Origin of the sequence: Nocardia anaemiae NBRC 100462 (assembly GCF_001612725.1) — a bacterium.
GTDB classification, from domain to species: domain Bacteria; phylum Actinomycetota; class Actinomycetes; order Mycobacteriales; family Mycobacteriaceae; genus Nocardia; species Nocardia anaemiae.
This window is the reverse complement of sequence record NZ_BDAZ01000035.1, coordinates 1-20,196: the sequence shown is the minus strand read 5'-3', so window position 1 is coordinate 20,196 and position 20,196 is coordinate 1. Positions and strand designations below refer to the sequence as shown.

The window sequence follows — 20,196 nt, the reverse complement described above, 5'->3', positions numbered from 1 at the left end:
GGTGGGTGAGTAACCATGGAGAGGTGTCGATGAGCAAGCATGCGGCGGTGGAATCGGACGACGTCCTAGCCGAGCGGACAGGTAAGGCGGCCGAACTGGTCGAACGTCTGACCCGCTGGCGCGACGATTTCCCCTCTCCCGGCATTCGCTTCGCCGATCTCACGCCGGTTTTCGCCGATCCGGAGGGTTTCCGGGCCGTCATCGACTGCCTCGCGGCGTGTGCGCCCGATGCCGACCTGGTTGCGGGCGTCGACGCTCGCGGTTTCATCATCGCAGCGGGCGTTGCCGCGACGCTGGGCACAGGTGTCATGGCGGTGCGCAAGGCCGGGAAGTTGCCGCCCCCGGTCATCTCGCGTGAGTACAGCCTCGAATATGGCACCGCATCGCTGGAGATTCCCGCCGACGGGGTCGACCTTAAGGGTCGGCGCATTCTGCTGCTCGACGATGTGCTGGCCACGGGCGGCACGTTGGCCGCCGCCGCGGATCTGTTCCAGACCGCCGGTGCCGAGATCGTCGCGGCCGCGGTCGTTCTGGAGTTGGGTTTCCTCAATGGCCGTGAGCGCCAAGGCGATTACCCGTTGAGCTCGGTGGTGCGAGTCTAGGTCGCTCGTCAGCGGGGGCGAGCCGGGTAGTCGAGGTGGATTGCTCGGTCGCCTCTGCGACGGACAGAACATGTGATCGGAATATCAGTGGCACGACAGCCGCGGATGTGGTTAATCTAGACGGGTCTTATCCCCGTTGATCGGAGTCATGTCGTTGCTCTCATGAGGTAGCCACACGGGCGGCCCACATCCTGTGCGCCGCATTCCCGCGCAACCTCTGGGGTCCACATGACCAATCTGTCTCTTTCCGATCTCACTTTCTCCTGGCCCGACGGCACCCCCGTCTTCGACGGTCTGGACGCGGTGCTCGGCCCGGGCCACCTCGGCCTGGTCGGCGGCAACGGCGCGGGCAAGTCCACCCTGCTGCGGCTGATCGTGGGTGAGCTGACACCGGCGCGCGGTTCGATCACGGTCACCGGGCGGCTGGGCTATCTGCGCCAGGATCTCGGTCTCGGCGACGGTCAGCGCGTCGACGCGGTACTCGGCATTGCCGAAACGCGAAAGGCACTGCACCGCATCGAATCCGGTATCGGCGAGGAGTCCGATTTCGATATCGTCGGTGCGCAGTGGGATGTCGAGGAGAGTGCCATCGCGCTGCTGGGTCGACTGGGGCTGCACTACCTCGCCGACTCGACCGAACAGCTGGACCGCCGCCTCGAAACCCTTTCCGGCGGCGAGACCGTGCTGCTCGGCCTGGTCGCCGAGCTGCTGCGCGATCCGGACGTGCTGTTGCTCGACGAGCCGACCAACAATCTGGATCACGTTGCCCGCCAACGTCTCTACGAGGTCATCGCCCAGTTCTCCGGCACCGTCCTCACCGTCAGCCACGACCGCGAGCTGCTGGAACGAATGTCCACCATCGCCGAACTGCGCCAGGGTGAATTGCGTTTGTTCGGTGGCAATTTCAGCGAATACGAGCGAATCATCGAAGCCGAACAGGAGGTGGCACGCGCCGCGATCCGGGACGCGCGCAGCGACGTTCGCAAACAGGCGCGCGAACTGGTCGAGACCAGGATCAAACTCGATCGCCGAGCGCGCTACGGGCAGAAGATGTTCGAGAACAAGCGCGAACCGAAGATCGTCATGGGGGCACGCAAGCGGGCAGCGCAGGTGTCGGCGGGCAAGTTGCGCAATAACCACATCGAAAAGCTGGACACCGCGAAGGAACAGCTGCAGCAGGCCGAGGATCTCTTGCGCGACGACCGCCGGATCCGGATCGAACTACCGGACACCGGGCTCTACCCGGGCCAGGATGTCATCGATCTCGACGAGATCGAACTGGCCTGCGGTCCGACCGTGACATTGCGGATCTCCGGCCCGGAGCGGATAGCGGTGACCGGCCGCAACGGCGCGGGCAAGACCACTCTGCTGCACCGCATCGCCGCCGAACCGCCGCAGGTGCCGTGGCGAGTACTGCCGCAGCGCCTGGACATCTTCGACGAGCAGCGCACCGTGTTCGAGAATGTCGCCGCGACCGCACCGCACGCGGCCGCCGAACAGATCCGAGCCCAACTGGCCCGCTTCCTGTTCCGGGGCAGCGATGCCGATGTCGCGGCGGCGGCCCTGTCCGGCGGTGAACGGCTGCGCGCGGCCCTGGCCATGCTCCTGCTCGCCGATCCGGCCCCGAAGCTCCTGCTGCTGGACGAGCCGACCAATAATCTCGACCTGCCCAGCCTCGATCACCTGACCCAGGCGCTGGCCAACTTCGAGGGCGCACTGATCGTCGTCAGCCACGACCCCCGTTTCCTCGACGATATCGGGGTGACCAGGCGTCTCGAACTAACCGGCGACGGGCTGGTCGAAACGCGATAGTGCGCGCCGCATGACCCCCGGATGACGAAGCAGGCGCGGCCCGAGCTTCACGGCCAACAGCGTCAGTGGGAGCCAGGGCCGCAGGTGCGGTTCGAGGCGGCGGATGCGGCCGTTGGCGGCCAATTCGAGGATCATGGCCTCGGTCATCCGGAATGGTCCGACGGCGGCCTCGGCGAGCAGAACTCGGCGCGTGCCGTCGCCGATATGCTCGGTCCAGCGCAGTCGGTCGAGGCTGCCGTACGCCGCGGTCAGCAGAATGCGCAGATCGTCGTGACCTCGGAAGACCAGCTTGCCCGAGACCGGGGATGTCAGCTCGGCATCGGGGGCAAGGGTTGTCATCAGCGCATCGAAATCGTTGGCCTCGGTCGCCTCGCGAAACCGCGCCACAGTATCCGGCATCGTCTCGATCACCCCTTCACGTTCGGTCTTTTCGACGGTTCGCAACGTATCGGAGTCGCTTGCAAAAAGCAATGGACTACCATGGGTGGGTGCCCAAAGCTGCCATGTCCGACATTGTGTGCTCGATCGCGCGAACCCTCGACGTGGTCGGGGAGCGGTGGACGCCGCTGATCCTGCGCGACCTGTTCGTCGGAGTGAACCGGTTCGAGGACATTCGCCGCGATCTGGGCATCGCCACCAATGTCCTGACCGCGCGTCTGGATGTGTTGCGGCAGTACGGGATCGTCGAGGCCAAGGCCTATCAGACGAATCCGGTGCGCCACGAATATGTGCTCACCGAACCGGGGCGCGACTTGTATCCGGTGCTCACGATGCTCATCGCGTGGGGCGATAAATGGCTCGCCGGGCCCGCGGGGCCACCCGCGCTTGTCGTGCATCGCGAATGCGGACATCCGACGTCGGGGGTGGTGGTCTGCCGCGAATGCGGCGTGCCGCTCACCGCCGACAACGTGTACTGGCGGCACGGTCCCGGCGCGCGACGCGGAGCGGGAACCATGTTGATCGGCGATCATCTGGAACCGGCACCGTAGGTTCGTCGGGGAACGCAAGTGTTTCGCTCGAGTTGATCGACGTGCTCGGCTGCAGCATGATCAATCCGATGGATCCGGTGTTGCGGGCGATAGCCGATGTCGATTGGGCCGAGCTGGAACATGCTTATGGCCCGGCGGCGGATGCTCCGGCGCACCTGCGGGCGCTGATCGACGGTGATGCCGAGGGCTGTGTCGACGCGGTCGGCTATCTCGACGCCGCACTACTACATCAGGGCAGCGTGTACTCCGCGACCGCGCCGTTCGTCGCGATCGTGGCCGAACTATTGGCGCGTCCGCATACCGAGATGGAGCTCGAGGACGTACTGCCGTGGGATCCGGGGCCGCGCCCCTTGCGCGTCGCCCTGCTGGAGTACCTCGAGGTCTTCGCACAGGGATGTTGTTCGGGAATCTCCGATGAGCAGCTGTACGCCGAGGCCTATCCGCCCGAGCGCACCGAGGAGGATCTGCAGCGCGTCAAAGCGAATCGGCGTGCCGGGCTGCTGGAATTGGGGCCCGATCCGGCGAATGCCCTTCTGGTGGAGCATGTTCCGACGCCACCGGGCCTATTGGCGGCCATCGATGACCATGTATTCCGCGCGGCGATGCGGGCCAGGGACGAGATCGCCTGTCGTGCGGTCGTTCCCGGCGTGATCGACGCGGTCGAGCCCCTGGTCGAGGATCCGGATGTGACGGTGCGCATGGCCGCACTGCGGGCGCTGATCGAACTCACCACACATCCGGCCTATGCCGAGAAGCGGGTCGCGCTGCTGCGGCGGCTGGACGAGATCGCGCCGACCATGTCGGATCCGGTCGAACGAGCCAGTGCCGCACGGATTTCCGGGCTCAACGGCGGCCGTCCGGAGCAACTGCTCGCCGATCCCCATCCCGGCGTGCGCACCTGCGCCGCGCTCGCCCCCGCATTCGCCGCCGAGCAGCGCGCCACCGACGAACTGCTTGCCGCGCTGGAGCATCCAGAGATCATCGACCGGTGGTTCGATCGCCACCTGCCCGGACAGCAGGGCTGGCTGCGCCACGATGTCATCCGCGAACTTGTCGGTCGCGTAGCGGATTTCGAGACGCTGCTGCCCGCCGCGATCGAAGCGGCGTGGGCCGCGAACCCCAGCACCGTGCACTACGACTGTATTCCCTTCCTGCACAGAGCCTTTCCGGATCCGATCGGTGTCGGATCGGCGCTGTCCCCCGCCCAGCTGTCGTTCCTCGCGGTGCTGGTGGAGATCGATGATCTGTGGCAGCTCGGCCAACTCGAACGCTGGTTCGATACGGCCGGCCTGCCCGGCGGGCGGGACGGCTGCCGTCGGCTCGTCGAGCAGTAAGCATTCAGTCCAGCTGGGCCAGAAGCCGTTTCGGCGCGACCTTGCGGTAGCCGTCGTGAATGATCTCGGTGATCTCCGCCCAATCGGGATCCACCTCGAGCCGCACGCCGATCCACCCGCGATGGCCGACATACGGTGGTACGAAGAACCGTTCGGGCTCGGCATCGACCAGCTCGGCCTGCACACCGTCCGGCGCCGGACACCAGATCGTCGCACCCGGTTCGCGGTGATGATCCTCCATATACATGGTGAACGCCGTCTTCGACCGCACGAAGAAATTCGGGCAGCCGTGACTGAGCCGCTCGCTGCTCTCGGGCAGTGCCAGGCAGATCGCCCGGATCCGCGTCAAGGGGTCCACGTCCGCAGTGTAGGTGTAGGGTCCTGACTTTCGCCGCTGGAACGCGGACACAAGGATGTGTATCCATGGGAATCGAGTTGCACGCGGCGGGGGCCTGCCGCGCGCCCACCGCGGACTTCCTCGATCAGGTCGGGGAGTGGCTGCGGACCGGCCCCGCCGGTGCGCGGGTCGGCTGGACCGCCACGTCCGCGCCACTGCGGAAATCGGTGGAGATCTCCGGGGATCGCCTGCTTGCCGTGCTGCATCCGGCGGCCGAACCGGTCGATCTGCGCGCGGCGCACGGTCAGGTGGTGGTGAGCGCGGGTTGTGCGTCGGCGGGGCCGGGCTATCACCGGCATGTGGCCGCGGTACTGCACGAAATGGGTCGACGATTCGACATCGTCTGGGACGAGGGGACCGAGGATCCGCTCGGATTAGGCGATGACCGCGCCGAGGTCGAACGCGACTATCTGATGTGGATTCGCGGTCTCGCGGAGACGGTGCTGACCGAGGTTCCCGCGGAGGACGCCTGGGTTTCGATCGGATTGTCGCTCGGCAGTGACCGTTTCGACTACGACGGACTGGCCGCGAGCTGGTTGGGGCCGCGCGATCGGGACTGGTTCCAGGCGGTCCGCGATGGCGACGAGGCGGCCGCGCGCGCATTTTTCCCGTGGTGGGAGGACGGCTGGACCGCGCAGACGATTCGCAATACCGCGCTGGGCATCATGTGGAACGACGTGCGGTGGCGCGCACCATCGGACGCCGATGACACACCAGCACTGCACCAGGCCGATGCACTGCTCGCCGAGGCGCACCGGCTCGACGCGGCGCTGGAGCTGCCGTGGGCGGCCTGGCACGAATTACGGCTGCTGCTCGCGGATTCGACCGCGACCGCGGCCGGTGCGCCAGCCGACCTGCCCGCGCGAGCCGCCGCGGCGGACCAGGTGCCGCTCGGCTACCGTCGCCGCCCGGTGCACACCACTCCGGTGTCGGGGTGGAGCCTGCGGATTCCCGGTGATTTCACTTACGGCTGGGACGGCGATCGGTGGTGGGCCTGGGACGGTACTCGCCAGATCGAGATCACCATCCTGTGCGTCGGTGACCCGAAAACCGGGCCGCCACCGGCCGCGATGCTGCAATACGGCGCCAATGCGACCGCGGGTCATCGCGGCGAACCGGTGACCGGCGGCCCCGGTGACGGATGGTGGCTTCCCTCCGAGGACGGTGCCGAAGTCGGCGTGCAGGGGATCGCCAGCCGCCGCAATGGTGAGTTGCTGCTGGTCACGATCAGTGTTCCGGGGACGGAACTGGATTGGGCGATCGAGGCCTGGCGCTCGCTGCGGTACCACGGCGACTGACCGCACGTTTGTGGAAGCGGGTGCGCGCCCCGGTCGGGGATGCTTGCCTTCCGACTCGTACAGGAGGTTCCCTTGGCATTCGCCGTCAACACAATCGTCGCCGTGTTCTTTCTCGCGATGGGGGTCTATGCCCTCGCCGCCCCCGCGGCGCTGACCCGTCCGTTCGGCATTCGCCTCGAGCAACCGGAGGCGCGCTACGAGATGCGTGCCGTCTATGGCGGATTCGGTCTGGCGATGGCGGCGATGCTGGCGGTCGCGGCAACCGAGGATGGATTCCTGCGCACCGGAATCATGATCACCATCGGTGTCGCGCTGGGCGGAATGGCAGTGGGCCGCATCGTATCCGCGGTGCTGGATGACCGGGTTGCCTTCTACCCCAACTGGTTCTACTGCATTGTCGAAACGGTCGGTGCGGCGGCTCTGGTGTCGGCCTCCTGAGCTGACGTCGTCACCGCATCGTCCGCGTCGGTGACGTTTCATCGGCATCGGCTGTCTGGGCCAGCGTGTAACTCGACCACAGCGGACTCTACTCGCCGCGCCGTCCACCAGCGATACCGTGTCGGCCTCTCTTCGCGATCAGCTAGTAGGGAGCCGTGCCTCTGGCGAAACGAATTCGCCGCAGGGGATTTCGGCGGCCCGGCAATCGGGGCACTCTGGAGGAGAACCCCTGATCCGATGACAGGAAACCGATCGTGACACGTACTTTGACCCAACTGGAGTTGTTGACCGAACTCGAACCCATTGCCGAACAGAATCTCAACCGTCACCTATCGATGGCCAAGGACTGGCACCCGCACGACTACGTGCCGTGGGACCAGGGCCGCAATTTCGCCGAGATGGGCGGAATCGATTGGGAGCCAGCACAATCCCAATTGAGCGAACTGGCCAAGGCCGCCATGGTGACCAACCTGCTGACCGAGGACAATCTGCCGTCCTATCACCGACTGATCGCCGAATCCTTCTCCCAGGACGGCGCCTGGGGCACCTGGGTGGGGCGGTGGACCGCCGAGGAGAACCGGCACGGGACGGTCATGCGCGACTATCTCGTCGTCACGCGCGGGGTAGACCCGGTAGCGCTGGAACACGCGCGAATGGTGTGCATGACAGCCGGGGTGCAGCACCCGACCGGGGTGGACGACCACGGGTTTCTGCCCGGCATCGCCTATGTGACCTTCCAGGAACTGGCGACCAGGGTCAGTCACCGCAATACCGGCCGGGTCTGCAACGACGCGGTCGCCGACCGGATGCTGCAGCGCATTTCCGCCGACGAGAACCTGCACATGGTCTTCTACCGCAACCTCTGTGGTTCGGCCATCGATCTGGCGCCGGACCAAGCGATGGCAGCGATATCGGCGATCATCCGCAACTTCCAGATGCCGGGTGCGGGCATGCCGAACTGGCGGCGCAACAGTGTGCTGATGGCCAAACACGGCATCTACGATCTGCGCCAACACCTCGAGGAGGTCATCACACCGGTGCTGCGCAAGTGGAATGTCTTCGAGCGTAACGACTTCGGTGTCCGCGGTGAACAGGCACGCGAGGAACTCGGCCTGTTCTTGGAGCAGCTCGGCAAGGATGTGCTCAGGTTCGAGGAGCAGCGCGACCGGGCATTGGCGCGCGAGGCAGGCAAGCGCGAGCGACAGGACGCCTGAGCGGATCCCGCTCGTTCGATGATCTTGGTCTCGACCAGCGGACTCTTGACGATCAGAGTTTTAGTCTCATACACTAAAACTAGGTTCACGAGAGGAAGTGCTGATATGGGATACGGACACTGGGACGACACCGCCTACCGCGCGGCCAAGACCTTCCGCGCCAGTCGAGGTTTGGACGACTTCGGATACACCGCCGAGATGCGGGGGCAGCCGTATGCGGATTGGCGGGCGCATCCCGCGCTCGAACCGCTCGGCGTCACCGTGCGCGAATGCCGGGACTCGGCCGAGCACGGCAACTCGCTGCCGATCGCGGTGCTGTTCGACGTCACCGGATCAATGGGCCGGGTACCGCGGATCATGCAGGACAAGCTCGGCAAATTGCACGGGCTGCTGCAGCGCAAGGGCTATGCGGAGGATCCGCAGATTATGTTCGGTGCCATCGGCGACGCCGATACCGACCGCGTGCCGCTGCAGGTGGGGCAGTTCGAGTCCGACAACCGGATGGACGAGCAGTTGCGCAATATCCTGCTGGAGGGCGGCGGTGGCGGACAGAAGTCCGAAAGTTATGAACTGGCCGCGTATTTCATGGCCACCCATGTCGCGACCGACGCGTGGGAGCGGCGCGGCAAGCGCGGCTACCTGTTCATCATCGGCGACGAGCTGAACAAGGCGAAACTGGCGGGGCGGCACATCCGCGGCGTCATCGGCGATCACGTGCGCACCGATATCGAGGTCGCATCGATCTACCGGGTACTGGCCGAGCGCTGGCACGTGTACTACATCCTGCCGAACCAGTCGAGCTACTTCGACGATCCCGAGATCGCCGAACACTGGCGGGGATTGCTCGGCCAGAACTTCATGAAGCTCGACGATCCCGCCGCGGTCTGCGAGCTCATCGCGCTCACCATCGGACTGGAGGAAGACCGCATCGACGTGCATGCCGGACTCGCGGATCTGCGTGATGTGGGGTCGATGGCGGAGGCCGATTCGGTCGGAAAGGCATTGGGTGTCAAGGCGGGACCGAGTATTCGTGCCCTGTCACGCGGTCGGAGCTGACGGCTCGGGGTGGACTGTCCCTGTTTTCGGATGAATCAACCGAAGGGGTGAAAGGTGATTCACTCGCACATCATCGTGCTCGACCTCGGATTCGGCGATGCGGGGAAGGGGGCGACCGTCGATTGGCTGTGCTCGCCGGAGGCCGGACTGGACGTTTCGGCGGTCGTGCGATTCAACGGCGGTGCGCAGGCCGCGCACAATGTGAGCGCCGACGGTCGGCATCACACCTTCGCGCAGTTCGGGTCCGGAACCTTTTGCGGTGTGCCGACGCTGCTCTCGCGGCACATGCTGGTCGAGCCGGTCGCGCTGGCAAGTGAATCGCGACAGCTGGCGGCACTCGGTGTGCCGGATCCGCTGTCGCTGCTGCGGATCGACGGTCGCGCTTTGCTGACCACTCCGATCCATATCGCCGCCAACCGGGCCCGTGAGGATGCGAGAGGTTCGGCGCGGCACGGTTCCTGCGGCCGTGGCATCGGCGAAACCGCCCGCTACGCACTCGAATACGACGCACCGACCGTCTCGGATTGCCTGCGCCCCGACGCCCTGTACGCCAAGCTGCAGGCGATGGCGGCACACTACGGACCGCTGGTCGCGCCGAGCGCGCACCGCTACGAAGCGATTCGCGATCTGGTCGATATGTATCGGGAATTCGCCGCCGCCGTGCGCATAGTCGACGGCGCCGAACTCGCGCGCCTAGCCCGACGAGGCCGCCTGATTTTCGAAGGTGCACAGGGTGTTCTCCTCGACGAATGGCGCGGCTTCCACCCGCACACCACCTGGTCCACCGTCGAACCACGCAATGCCAGGGCACTGCTCACCGAAATCGACGCCCCCGCTTACACACTCGGCGTCACCCGCACCTACATGACCCGCCACGGCGCTGGCCCGTTCCCGACCGAGGACCCCACGATGACCATCCCCGAACCCCACAACACCACGGGCCCCTACCAGGGCCACTTCCGTCGCGGTCACCTCGATCCCATTCTGCTCCGCTACGCCATCGAAGTCTCCGGCGGCATCGACGGACTCGCCCTGACCCACCTCGACGCAACCGGAACCGACTACGCCGCAACGGGATACGCGACACCCCGCGGGATAGTCGACCGTCTCGAACCAGGCCGCTGGCAAGATCTGGATCACCAACGGGATCTCACCGCGCTACTGTCCACCGCCGACCCGATCCTGACCGCAGTGCCAGCCGATCCGGTGCCGTGGCTGGAACACCGACTCGGTGCCCCGATAGTCCTGACCGCCGACGGCCCGGACCGTCGCGACCGCACCCCGACCCGGGTTGTCGTCGCCTAGCACTTCGTTGGTGTGCCACTCGGTGCGAGCCGAGCGGGGTGCGGCAAGATGGGGTCGCGTGGAGCAATCCGTGGTCTCGGTTGATGTGGTTGCATTGCGCTTCTGGGCCGACGATGCCGAGGTGACCGTGGGTATCGCCGCGCGGCAGATGGAGCCGTTCACCGGGCATCTGGCGCTGCCAGGGGTGCTGCTCGGGCGCGGGGAGCGGTTGATCGCGGCGGCGCGGCGGGCGGTGCATACCAAGTTGGGCGTGCCGGAGGCGGCGATCGGGGCGGTCGGGCAATTGGTGACCTTCGACGAACCGAATCGCGACCCGCGCGGGCCGACCCTGTCGATCGCCATGTGGGCAGTTGTCGGACCGCATGATGGCCCCGCGCAATGGGTTTCGTTCGATACGGTGCCCGCATTGGCCTTCGACCACAATCGCATCGTCGATGTCGCCCGCGGCCTGCTGGCCCGTCTGCTCTGGAAGGATCTGGCTTTCACCAGAGCGCTCATCGGCGACGAATTCCCGGCGACCCGCGCGGTGGAACTCAGTTCCTCGGTCCTCGGCGCTCGCCCCGACCCGGCGAATCTGAACCGCACCCTGGCCGCCATTCCCGGCCTGGCACGCACCACCGAACGCCGCCGCGTCAAAGCCACCGGCCGCCCCGCCGCCGTCTGGGCCTTCACCCCCGACGCATAGCACCGCACGGTGCGTCCAACGGCCCCGGCGCTGTCTTGATCGAGCGGGTGCTCGGGAAACCCATCGCCGCCACCGACGCGGCTTCTGCTGTTCACCTCACCGAGACGCACCGGTGAGCACTGTGGATAGCTATGCGCTATCGCAAGTTCAGTGGTTGTTCAGCAAGGCGACCGGCGATGGCGTGACCGATGAAACATCCATGAACACTGACTCGGTGCGCTACCGAAAGGCACTGTCGTACCGGATCGTTCGGGATATGAGCGCGCGAATCGTAGCCACCACGTCCCTCGCACGCAGGCAACTGTTGTCCGGTGCCGTTGCCGCCGCGGCCGTTTCGACCGTCCTCGCCACCGGCCGCGCACAGGCGGTCACCCAAGCAGACAAGGTCGTCCTGATCGGACTGGACGGCACGATGTACCGCAAGATCGAGGAGGTGCGTGCGCCGAACCTGTTGCGGCTCAGTGCCGAAGGCACTCTCGGCCGCAGCTCCATCGCCCCGCATATCTCGATCTCCGGACCCTCCTGGGCCACCGTGCTCACCGGCGTCTGGGGCGGCAAACACGGCATCACCGACAACAACTTCGACGCCACCCCGTTCGCGAAATACCCCACGGTCTTCACCCGACTCGAACGCCACGATCCGACCCTCAAGACCCAGTCCATTGCCACCTGGGATCAGATCGCGACCATGACGGCAAGCGGCGATCCACGTGCCGACGTCGTCATATCCACCCCGCTCGTCCCCGATGACGACAACGAAAGCGCCACCGACGCCGCCACCACCGACAGCGTGGTCACCGCCATCACCAAATACGCCCCGGATTTCCTGTTCACCCACCTCGACCAAGTCGACCGCGCCGGGCACCAGCACGGCGGCGCGTCCAGCGAATACCGCGAGGCCGTCACCCGCATCGACGCCCTCGTCGGCCACATAGTCGCCGCCGTCGACGGCCGCGCTCGCGCCAACCCCGCCGAACGCTGGACCATCTTGGTCACCACCGACCACGGCCACCGGCCAAAAGGCGGCCACGGCGGTCAAACCCCCGACGAGACAGCCAGTTTCGTCATCGCCCGCGGCCCGAACTTCGTCGCGGGCGCGACCAGTTCCACCTTCTCCCTGGTCGATATCACCCCGACCGTCCTGGATATCTTCCACGCGCCGCTCGACCCGGACTTCGACGGACAATCGCGCATCCGTCAGCCCGTCGAACCCGTCACCAGTCGATAGGGCACCGCACGCTTCGATCCTTGACGCCGCATACGATCTCCAGCGCCGCGATACACCCGCATAACCGGGCATTTCCGACTCGGCAACCGCGGAACGGGCAGGTGGTCTGCGCTCGGACTAAAGTTGTGGTCTGGGCGGTTGCAGCGGTCGGATACTGTGGTCCGATCGCGGCGTGGAGAGGTGGTGGCATGACTCAGCATCTGGGCGAGGCGAATGTCGAGCAATCGGCAGGCGCCCCGCAATCGAATGGTGCGGCCACCCCCGCTGCGACGACGCCGAAACCGCAGGTGAGCGGCAATGCCGCACCGGCACGTCAGCCCGGAACCACGGCCGCGGTCCCGACCTCCGCCTCGCGGCGGGTGCGCGCCCGCCTGGCCAGGCGCATGACCGGCCAGCGCGGTATCGCGGCCGTCAAACCGGTGCTCGAACCGCTGGCCAGTGTGCACCGCGAGCTGTATCCGAAGGCCAATCTCACGCTGCTGCAGCGCGCCTTCGACGTCGCCGACGAGCGCCACGCCCACCAGTTCCGCAAATCCGGTGACCCCTACATCACCCACCCGCTCGCGGTGGCCAATATCCTCGCCGAACTCGGCATGGACACCACCACGCTGGTCGCGGCGCTGCTGCACGACACCGTGGAGGACACCGGCTACTCGCTCGAGCAGTTGACCGAGGACTTCGGCGCCGAGGTCGCGCATCTGGTCGACGGCGTCACCAAACTCGACAAGGTCAACCTGGGCGCGGCCGCCGAGGCCGAGACCATCCGCAAGATGATCATCGCCATGGCGCGCGATCCGCGCGTGCTGGTGATCAAGGTCGCCGACCGCCTGCACAACATGCGCACCATGCGCTTCCTGCCGCCGGAGAAGCAGGCCAAGAAGGCCAAGGAAACCCTCGAGGTGATCGCGCCGCTGGCGCACCGCCTCGGTATGGCCACGGTCAAATGGGAGCTCGAGGACCTCGCCTTCGCGATTCTGCACCCGAAGAAGTACGACGAGATCGTGCGCCTGGTCGCCGACCGCGCGCCCTCGCGCGACACCTACTTGGCGCGGGTGCGCGCGGAGATCGTGAATACCCTTGCGGCGTCACGGATCAACGCCATCGTCGAGGGTCGCCCCAAGCATTACTGGTCGATCTACCAGAAGATGATCGTCAAGGGTAAGGACTTCGACGACATCCACGACCTGGTCGGCATCCGTATCCTGTGCGACGAGGTGCGCGACTGCTATGCGGCGGTCGGTGTGGTGCATTCGCTGTGGCAGCCGATGGCGGGCCGGTTCAAGGACTACATCGCCCAGCCGCGCTACGGCGTCTACCAGTCGCTGCACACCACGGTCGTCGGCCCCGACGGTAAGCCGCTGGAGGTGCAGATCCGCACCCAGGACATGCACCGCACCGCCGAATTCGGCATCGCCGCGCACTGGCGCTACAAGGAAACCCGCGGCAAGCATTCCAACGACTCCACCGAAGTCGACGATATGGCGTGGATGCGGCAGTTGCTCGACTGGCAGCGCGAGGCCGCCGACCCGGCCGAATTCCTGGAGTCGCTGCGCTTCGACCTCAAGTCGCCGGAGATCTTCGTGTTCACCCCGAAGGGTGATGTGATCACGTTGCCGCAGAAGTCGACCCCGGTCGATTTCGCGTACGCCGTGCACACCGAGGTCGGGCACCGCTGCATCGGCGCGCGGGTCAACGGCCGCCTGGTCGCACTGGAGCGTCAGCTCGAAAACGGTGAGGTCGTCGAGGTATTCACCTCGAAGGCACAGAACGCCGGACCCAGCCGCGACTGGCAGAACTTCGTGGTCTCCCCGCGCGCCAAGGCCAAGATTCGGCAGTGGTTCGCCAAGGAACGCCGCGAAGAGGCCCTGGAAAGCGGTAAGGAGCAGATCTCCAAGGAGGTCCGCCGCGTCGGGCTGCCGCTGCAGCGGCTGATGAGCGTGGACGCGATGACGGCCGTCGCGCACGAACTGCACTACACCGACATCTCCACCCTCTACACGGCCGTCGGCGAGCATCAAGTGTCCGCGCATCACGTCGTGCAGCGGTTGATGGCGCAACTCGGTGGCATCGGTGATGTCGAGAACGAACTCGCCGAGCGCTCCACCCCGTCGACGACGCCGAGCCGTCAGCGCGTGACCGGTGATGCCGGGGTGCTGATCCCCGGCGCCTCGGGCACGGTGGCCAAGCTCGCCAAGTGCTGCACCCCGGTTCCCGGTGACGAGATCATGGGCTTCGTGACCCGTGGCGGCGCGGTGAGCGTGCACCGCACCGACTGCACCAATGCCGGTTCGCTGCGTGAACAGGCCGAGCGCATCATCGATGTGGAGTGGGCGCCCTCGCCGTCCTCGGTCTTCCTGGTCGCCATCCAGATCGAGGCACTCGACCGCACCCGACTGCTCTCGGATGTGACCAAGGTGCTCGCCGATGAGAAGGTGAATATCCTGTCCGCCTCGGTCGCCACGCACGGTGACCGGGTGGCGATCAGCAAGTTCACCTTCGAGATGGGCGATCCGAAACACCTCGGCCACTTGCTGAATGTGGTGCGCAATGTGGAGGGCGTTTACGACGTCTACCGGGTGACCTCGGCAACCTAGACCGTCCGTCAACCTCGCTGGACATATCGCGGGCGCCTGATGCGTCCGAGGCGAGACTCATGCTGGTTGGCAGCCTGCCCGTTGCGGTCGCGGAGCCGTGTGCCTCGGTGTCGGCCGGAATGTGAAGTCCAGGTTGATGATTCGAGTCACCGAAGGGTCGCCCACCGGTTGCGGGCCGATTTCCGTCGTCGGAAACTTGTCGGATAATCGAGGTTGGCACGCCGTGAACTATCATGCGGCACTCGGCGGTTCGGCCAAACTTTTCGTCGAAGCCGCAGTAAGAGCCGGAATCTGTTACGGTCTATTGCGTTTCATGGCGTTTAGGTTAGCTGCAGCAACACGAATTGATTGTGGATCGCTATGATGAGCTACACGGCACGGACCTCGGGAATGCTGATCGCATTCGCCGTTGCTCTGGCGACCGCGGGCACCGCCGTAGCGGAACCGTCCGATTCCACGGAACCGACGACGAACATCGCCATCGGAACATGTCCGGCACTGTACGCCTTGGGGATTCAGGGCACCGGCGAATCGTCACCGGATGCCGCGCCGACCACCGATACCGGCATGCTCTCAACGGTTTTCATGCCGATGCTGGCCGAGGCCGATACCGGTCTGCTCGACCGCGCCTATGTCCCATACGAATCCGGCTTCGGCGGTGCGACCGCCGGTGGCACGGCGTCGTACGCGGAGTCGGTGATCGGCGGACTGCTCCGGCTGCGCTCGATGGCCCAGGATGTCGCGGCCCGCTGCACCGAGACCCGCTTCGCGATTGTGGGCTATTCGCAAGGCGCGCATGTGGCCTCGATGTTCGCCCAGGAGGTCGGTCAGGGCCACGGTGTGATCCCGCCCGAGAAGGTCGCCGCGGTCGCCTTGTTCGCCGATCCGACCCGCAACCCCGGTGCGCCGCTATTTCCCGGCTCGCCGGGCAAGGCGACCCCCGATCCCGTGCCGGGCACGTCGGGGGATCGGATCGCCGCCATCGCGGCACTGCCGCAGGAGCCCGCCAGTGGCGGCGGTATCGGACCGGAACGCGATAAGGCCCCCAATTTCGCCGCGCTCACCGGGCGTGTCGCGAGTTTCTGTGCCGCAGGCGATCTCGCGTGCGATGCACCGGAGGGTGCGCCGATCCTGAAGGCAGTGGCGTCCATTGCCGGACAGTCGAAGTTGAGTGGTGGCGATCCGATCGCGTCATTGGTGTCCATTTCCCAGGCGTTGGCGTACACGTCGATCAAGACCGCAGGCAAAGTCGTCAACGAGGATCTCCAGGGCAACTCACTCGCGAATTTGTCGATTTCACCGCAGAAGTCGATTTCGCAGCGCCTGGCCGATGCCGCGGATCCGCGCACGCCGTTGAATATTCCAGCGGCACTTCAGGCGCTGCTGAAGGTCGGCATGATCGGACTTAATTCGGTCGTGTCGGTGGTCAAGTCGGTCATCAACTCGGCCAATATCGGTCAACTGGCCACCGCGGGGCTGACCGATCCGGTCTCCGGAATCCTGCTGTTCGGCACGAAATTGCTGGGCGCGATTCCGCAGCTGGTGCCGCCGACGACCGGTGCCCGACTGGTTACCCAGGCCTTCGACGCGGTTGTGCAGAACATCACCGATAATAGTGAACTGCTCAATGTGACTACCTGGGTGCGGTATTGGGATACCGTGCAGCGCCACGGCGCCTATAGCACCGCGGCGGTCACCGCGACCGGTGCTGCGCCCACCCGATTCGTCGCGGACTGGTTCGCCGCGGCGGCACATGATCTGGCCGACAAATTCGGCAGCGCAGCTGTGCCTATCGGTGGCAGTACAAAATCGACCACCGGATTCTTCGGAGAAAGTTCCGGCGCGTCGACTACGCCGAATTCGTCCGGTACGGGACAATTTCCGTTCGGGACAGGAGCCGATGGCGCCTCATCCGGCGGCGCGACGTCGACTCCGCCCACCGTTGTACCCGGCACCGTGAACAACGCCTACCCGTTCTCCACGAACTGATCGCAGAGAGGGTCCGATATGCATGTGCCTTGCTCTGCGGGAATGGGGGAATGTTGAAGTCGTACAAACAGCTGTCGCGCTGGTACGGCGCGCTGGAGCCGGAGACGGGGGTAGCTGCCGCGCACCCCGACGAGCCGGGATTGCGCGAACCCGGTGACGAGGACGGTGCGCCCCGGTTTCCGCACTACATTCGCGAAGAGGATCCCGACGAGGTGCGCGCGCGCAACGAGGTGCCCGCCGATCTGGCCTCCACTCGCAGCGAATTCACCGGTGGGTGGTCGGATTGGGTGGCCGGACGGGCCCCAGGACCCGACGACGACTACATCGGTCCGCGCGACGGCGAACTCGTACAGTTCCCGTGGCCGGAGGACGACCACGACGACCACGACGAGGACGCTCCGCGCGAACCGTCGACCCGCGTGACGCGGGCACTGCGCCAGGAGGCGCGCGATCATCCGGCCGCGCGCCGGGCCCGGATGGTGGCGGTGCTCGTCGTGGCCGTGCTGCTGTTGGCCGCGGCCGCCGCTGGCGCGTTGTTCCTCCTGCGCTCGTCCGGTGATCGCGCCGCCGCGCCGGTCGTGCCCTCGATGCAATTCACCGCGGGCAGTGTCCAATCCCGTGGCATCGCCGATTGTCCGACCGAACGCGGTGACCGCATCGTGCGCAGCGCCGAACCCGGCGGCACCGGCTCGGGACCGGACGCGATCCTGGCGTTCCAATACGCCTACTACGTGGAACGCTCCGGCGAGCGGGTCCGTGCGGTGGTCGCGCCGGATTCGAATATCTCCTCGGCCACGGTGATCCAGCACGGCATCGACACCATTCCGCTGGGCACCACGCACTGCGTGCGGATCCAGACGATCACCGACGACCGGTATTCGGTGGAGGTCACCGAATACCGGCCCGGCGGCGCGCCCGCCACGTACAACAAGCAGACCGTCACCACGGTGGTGGTCGACGGTCGCACGCTCATCGCGGGCGTCGCGGCCGGATGAACAGAGAGAGCTGATAGCGATGGGAGACGACTGGAGCCGCTGGCTCGACGAGGCACCCGATGCGGGTGATCCGTCGGACCGGCACGCGCCTTCGAAGGCTCCGGTGGTGCGTCTGCGGCGTAAGGGCGGAGACAGCGAATCCGCGGAACCGGCGCAGCGTTCGATTCTGGTGGTCGGTGGCTGTGGCGGGGCGGGAACCACGACCACGGCATTGGGCTTGGCCGGTGAACTCGCAACGGCGGGCACCTCGACGGTGGCGGTGGACGCCACCGCGGCGGGCAGCGATCTGGCGCTGCGCGGGGCCGATGAACACCTGCATCCGATCAGCCTGCAATCGTGGTTGTACGGCCGCGGCAACGATGAACCGGCGCCGCTGAAGGAGTGTCTGTCGCAGGCGAGTTCGGGCGTCGGACTGCTGTGGCGCGACGCCGCGCCGCTGCGTCGGCGTGCCACATATCTCACAGTCGCGCGCGCGATCTATGACGCCGGGTACACCGCGGTCTACGACGGCGGCAACCCGATTGCCGGGCGGCAGCTACGACCCTTGCTGGATGACGCGGATGTCGCTCTGGTACTTGCCATTCCGGCGCGCGCCGATGCCGCGAATCGGCTGCGGGTGACCCTGGAATGGCTCGACGACCAGTTCGGTGATTCGGCCGAGGGCCAGGGCGGCGGTATCGTCGGCGACACCACGATCGTTGTCTCGCACCAACTTCCCGGCGCCGACTCCCATGTTGCCGACCATTTGCGCGAACATCTTTCGGGCTGGGTTCGTGACATCAGAGAGATTCCCTACGATCCGCATCTGGCGCGCGGTGAACTCGTTCGCCACGCATCGCTGGCTTCGGAGACGCGCCGGGCTTATGGGCGGCTGCTCGCCGGAGTGGCATCATGACGGCCGCCATGAAACTTCGTCGCCAGTCCGAAGCCGCCCAGGCCGGTGTGGTCGCCCCACCGGAGTCCCGTCGCGCGCCCATTTGGGACCGTCCTGTACCCGGCGTCGGCCGCGCGCCGCTGTGGTGGCTGCTAGGTGTGCACGGCGGTGCCGGAGCCAGTAGCCTCGCGCGTGTGCTCGCGCCCGCGGCGGATTCGGGCCGCCGCTGGCCCGGCGTCTTCGACCACGAATCGCCCTTCGTCGTCCTGGTGGCCAGGGAGACCATCGCCGGACTCACCCGCGCACATGATCTTCTGCGCCAACATCATTCGGGTTTCGCCGGGTCCAGCGAGGTCCTCGGACTTATCACCGTCGCGGCCCGTCCCGGCCGCATGCCCGCCGAAATTCGGCGCTACCGCGATGTGGTCGGCTCCCTGGCCGGTCAGGTCTGGCAGGTTCCGTGGTACGAGGAATGGACCCTCGTCGAACCGGAGTCCCTGCCGATCTGGACTCCGGGCGACGAGATACCGCAGAAGAAGAAAAGGATCGACCCGCTCGAGGAGGTTCCGCTCGAGATCCGGGAGCTCGGGGCCGATATCGTTGCGGTCGTGCGCGAAAATCTGGACAGCAGTGCATCTTTCGAGGACGGCCACCGTTGACCACGACAACCAAGAAAGGCAGCCGATGAGCATGATTCTCCTTGCCGTGCAGGACACGTACGGCACTGTCCTGGCTCAGGTCGGTAACCCGACACCGGAGGCGCCTCCCGGCTCGGAGAAGATCCTGCAGCTGGTCCGCTACCTCACCTGGTTCGTGCTGCTCTCCGGTATCTGTGGAATCACCTATGCGGGCGGCAAATTCGCGTGGGAGAAGTGGACCGGTGGTGGGCTCGAATCGCCGAAGATGGTGGCGGGAGCCATGATCGGCGGCGTCGTCGCGACTAGCGCGGGCACCATCATGAACGCCGTCATCGGAACCTGATGTCGGCGATGGCTACCGTGCGAATGTCGGCGGCGGAACTTCTTGCCTACAAGCAGATGCCCGCCGAAGTGCTGCAACCGCTGATGCAGCTGCTGAACTGGCTGCTCTGGTTCGTACTGCTGGTGTGCCTGGCGTGGATGATCGTGTCCGCGGGCCGCCTGTGGATCGCGTTCCGGAGCGATCTGGCGATGAACGACGCCTCGCACGGCGTATTGATGAGTCTGCTCGGGGCGGCGGTGGCGAGCACGGCCTCGGGGATCGCGTTGGCGTTCCTGCCGACGTGAACGGGGATGGGGACGGCCCTGGGATGATTTCCACAGTTGTGCGGGAGCACCCCGGCGTGTGGCGGCGCGGCATCGGCAAGCCCGCCGCCGGTGCGTTCGGCGCTGCCCTGCTGCTGGCGGC

The 20,196-nt window shown here is 66.2% G+C and carries 20 protein-coding genes; 18 read left to right on the top strand and 2 right to left on the bottom strand.

Features of this window, described 5'->3' with window-relative positions:
• The first annotated feature begins 29 nt into the window (after positions 1–29).
• Together NA5_RS21640 and NA5_RS21635 are read left to right on the top strand one after the other, a co-directional pair.
• Positions 30–602 (top strand): adenine phosphoribosyltransferase, encoded by a 573-nt coding sequence (locus NA5_RS21640; RefSeq protein ID WP_062988867.1) that lies wholly within the window; start codon positions 30–32, stop codon positions 600–602.
• A 228-nt stretch (positions 603–830) separates the two neighbouring features.
• Entirely contained in the window at positions 831–2,414 is a 1,584-nt protein-coding gene (locus tag NA5_RS21635; RefSeq protein ID WP_062988865.1) for an ABC-F family ATP-binding cassette domain-containing protein, read from the top strand.
• On the opposite strand, the gene NA5_RS21630 is transcribed toward NA5_RS21635, so the two are convergent.
• Positions 2,382–2,825, bottom strand: coding sequence for a nuclear transport factor 2 family protein (locus NA5_RS21630; protein ID WP_245672330.1), 444 nt, complete (start codon positions 2,823–2,825; stop codon positions 2,382–2,384). The two genes, NA5_RS21635 and NA5_RS21630, sit on opposite strands and share 33 nt — an antisense overlap.
• A gap of 77 nt (positions 2,826–2,902) precedes the next feature.
• On the opposite strand from NA5_RS21630, the gene NA5_RS21625 reads away from it, so the two are divergent.
• The gene (locus NA5_RS21625) at positions 2,903–3,403 is read left to right on the top strand and encodes a winged helix-turn-helix transcriptional regulator (protein WP_062989085.1); all 501 of its coding nucleotides are present in this window, start codon (positions 2,903–2,905) and stop codon (positions 3,401–3,403) included.
• Positions 3,404–3,459: 56 nt separating this feature from the next.
• Positions 3,460–4,737, top strand: coding sequence for a HEAT repeat domain-containing protein (locus NA5_RS21620; RefSeq protein WP_169811340.1), 1,278 nt, complete (start codon positions 3,460–3,462; stop codon positions 4,735–4,737).
• Between the two features lie 4 nt (positions 4,738–4,741).
• Here NA5_RS21620 and NA5_RS42350 read toward each other — a convergent pair whose 3' ends face one another.
• Positions 4,742–5,095, bottom strand: a complete 354-nt coding sequence (locus tag NA5_RS42350; protein WP_062989083.1) for an MmcQ/YjbR family DNA-binding protein — start codon at positions 5,093–5,095, stop codon at positions 4,742–4,744.
• A 65-nt stretch (positions 5,096–5,160) separates the two neighbouring features.
• Between NA5_RS42350 and NA5_RS42345 the strand changes: the two genes are divergently transcribed.
• The 14 genes from NA5_RS42345 (at position 5,161) to NA5_RS21545 (ending at position 20,075) form a co-directional block, all read left to right on the top strand.
• Positions 5,161–6,432 (top strand): hypothetical protein, encoded by a 1,272-nt coding sequence (locus tag NA5_RS42345; protein ID WP_062988861.1) that lies wholly within the window; start codon positions 5,161–5,163, stop codon positions 6,430–6,432.
• Positions 6,433–6,471: 39 nt separating this feature from the next.
• On the top strand, positions 6,472–6,870 hold the full coding sequence (locus tag NA5_RS21605) for a DUF4345 domain-containing protein (RefSeq protein WP_062988859.1): 399 nt from the start codon (positions 6,472–6,474) through the stop codon (positions 6,868–6,870).
• 254 nt (positions 6,871–7,124) lie between these two features.
• The gene (locus NA5_RS21600; protein WP_062988857.1) at positions 7,125–8,084 is read left to right on the top strand and encodes an acyl-ACP desaturase; all 960 of its coding nucleotides are present in this window, start codon (positions 7,125–7,127) and stop codon (positions 8,082–8,084) included.
• A 105-nt stretch (positions 8,085–8,189) separates the two neighbouring features.
• Positions 8,190–9,140 carry a hypothetical protein gene (locus tag NA5_RS21595; protein ID WP_062988855.1) on the top strand — a complete coding sequence of 317 codons (951 nt, stop codon included), beginning with the start codon at positions 8,190–8,192 and terminating at the stop codon, positions 9,138–9,140.
• Between the two features lie 54 nt (positions 9,141–9,194).
• On the top strand, positions 9,195–10,445 hold the full coding sequence (locus NA5_RS21590; RefSeq protein ID WP_062988853.1) for an adenylosuccinate synthetase: 1,251 nt from the start codon (positions 9,195–9,197) through the stop codon (positions 10,443–10,445).
• Between the two features lie 58 nt (positions 10,446–10,503).
• Entirely contained in the window at positions 10,504–11,130 is a 627-nt protein-coding gene (locus NA5_RS21585; protein WP_062988851.1) for an NUDIX hydrolase, read from the top strand.
• 256 nt (positions 11,131–11,386) lie between these two features.
• Positions 11,387–12,358: an alkaline phosphatase family protein gene (locus NA5_RS21580; protein WP_062989081.1), complete on the top strand. Its 972-nt coding sequence runs from the start codon at positions 11,387–11,389 to the stop codon at positions 12,356–12,358.
• A gap of 188 nt (positions 12,359–12,546) precedes the next feature.
• Positions 12,547–14,952: a RelA/SpoT family protein gene (locus tag NA5_RS21575; protein WP_062988849.1), complete on the top strand. Its 2,406-nt coding sequence runs from the start codon at positions 12,547–12,549 to the stop codon at positions 14,950–14,952.
• 363 nt (positions 14,953–15,315) lie between these two features.
• Positions 15,316–16,941 carry a cutinase family protein gene (locus NA5_RS21570; RefSeq protein ID WP_245672329.1) on the top strand — a complete coding sequence of 542 codons (1,626 nt, stop codon included), beginning with the start codon at positions 15,316–15,318 and terminating at the stop codon, positions 16,939–16,941.
• 50 nt (positions 16,942–16,991) lie between these two features.
• A complete protein-coding gene (locus NA5_RS21565) occupies positions 16,992–17,936 on the top strand; it encodes a DUF8176 domain-containing protein (RefSeq protein WP_062988847.1) in 945 nt (314 codons plus the stop codon).
• Between the two features lie 19 nt (positions 17,937–17,955).
• A complete protein-coding gene (locus tag NA5_RS21560) occupies positions 17,956–18,831 on the top strand; it encodes a MinD/ParA family ATP-binding protein (protein ID WP_062988845.1) in 876 nt (291 codons plus the stop codon).
• On the top strand, positions 18,828–19,469 hold the full coding sequence (locus tag NA5_RS21555; RefSeq protein WP_062988840.1) for a hypothetical protein: 642 nt from the start codon (positions 18,828–18,830) through the stop codon (positions 19,467–19,469). Before NA5_RS21560 ends, NA5_RS21555 begins: the two co-directional genes overlap by 4 nt.
• 25 nt (positions 19,470–19,494) lie before the next feature.
• Positions 19,495–19,791 carry a hypothetical protein gene (locus tag NA5_RS21550; protein WP_040692318.1) on the top strand — a complete coding sequence of 99 codons (297 nt, stop codon included), beginning with the start codon at positions 19,495–19,497 and terminating at the stop codon, positions 19,789–19,791.
• An 8-nt stretch (positions 19,792–19,799) separates the two neighbouring features.
• Positions 19,800–20,075 carry a hypothetical protein gene (locus NA5_RS21545; protein WP_245567243.1) on the top strand — a complete coding sequence of 92 codons (276 nt, stop codon included), beginning with the start codon at positions 19,800–19,802 and terminating at the stop codon, positions 20,073–20,075.
• The last annotated feature ends 121 nt before the right edge of the window (positions 20,076–20,196 follow it).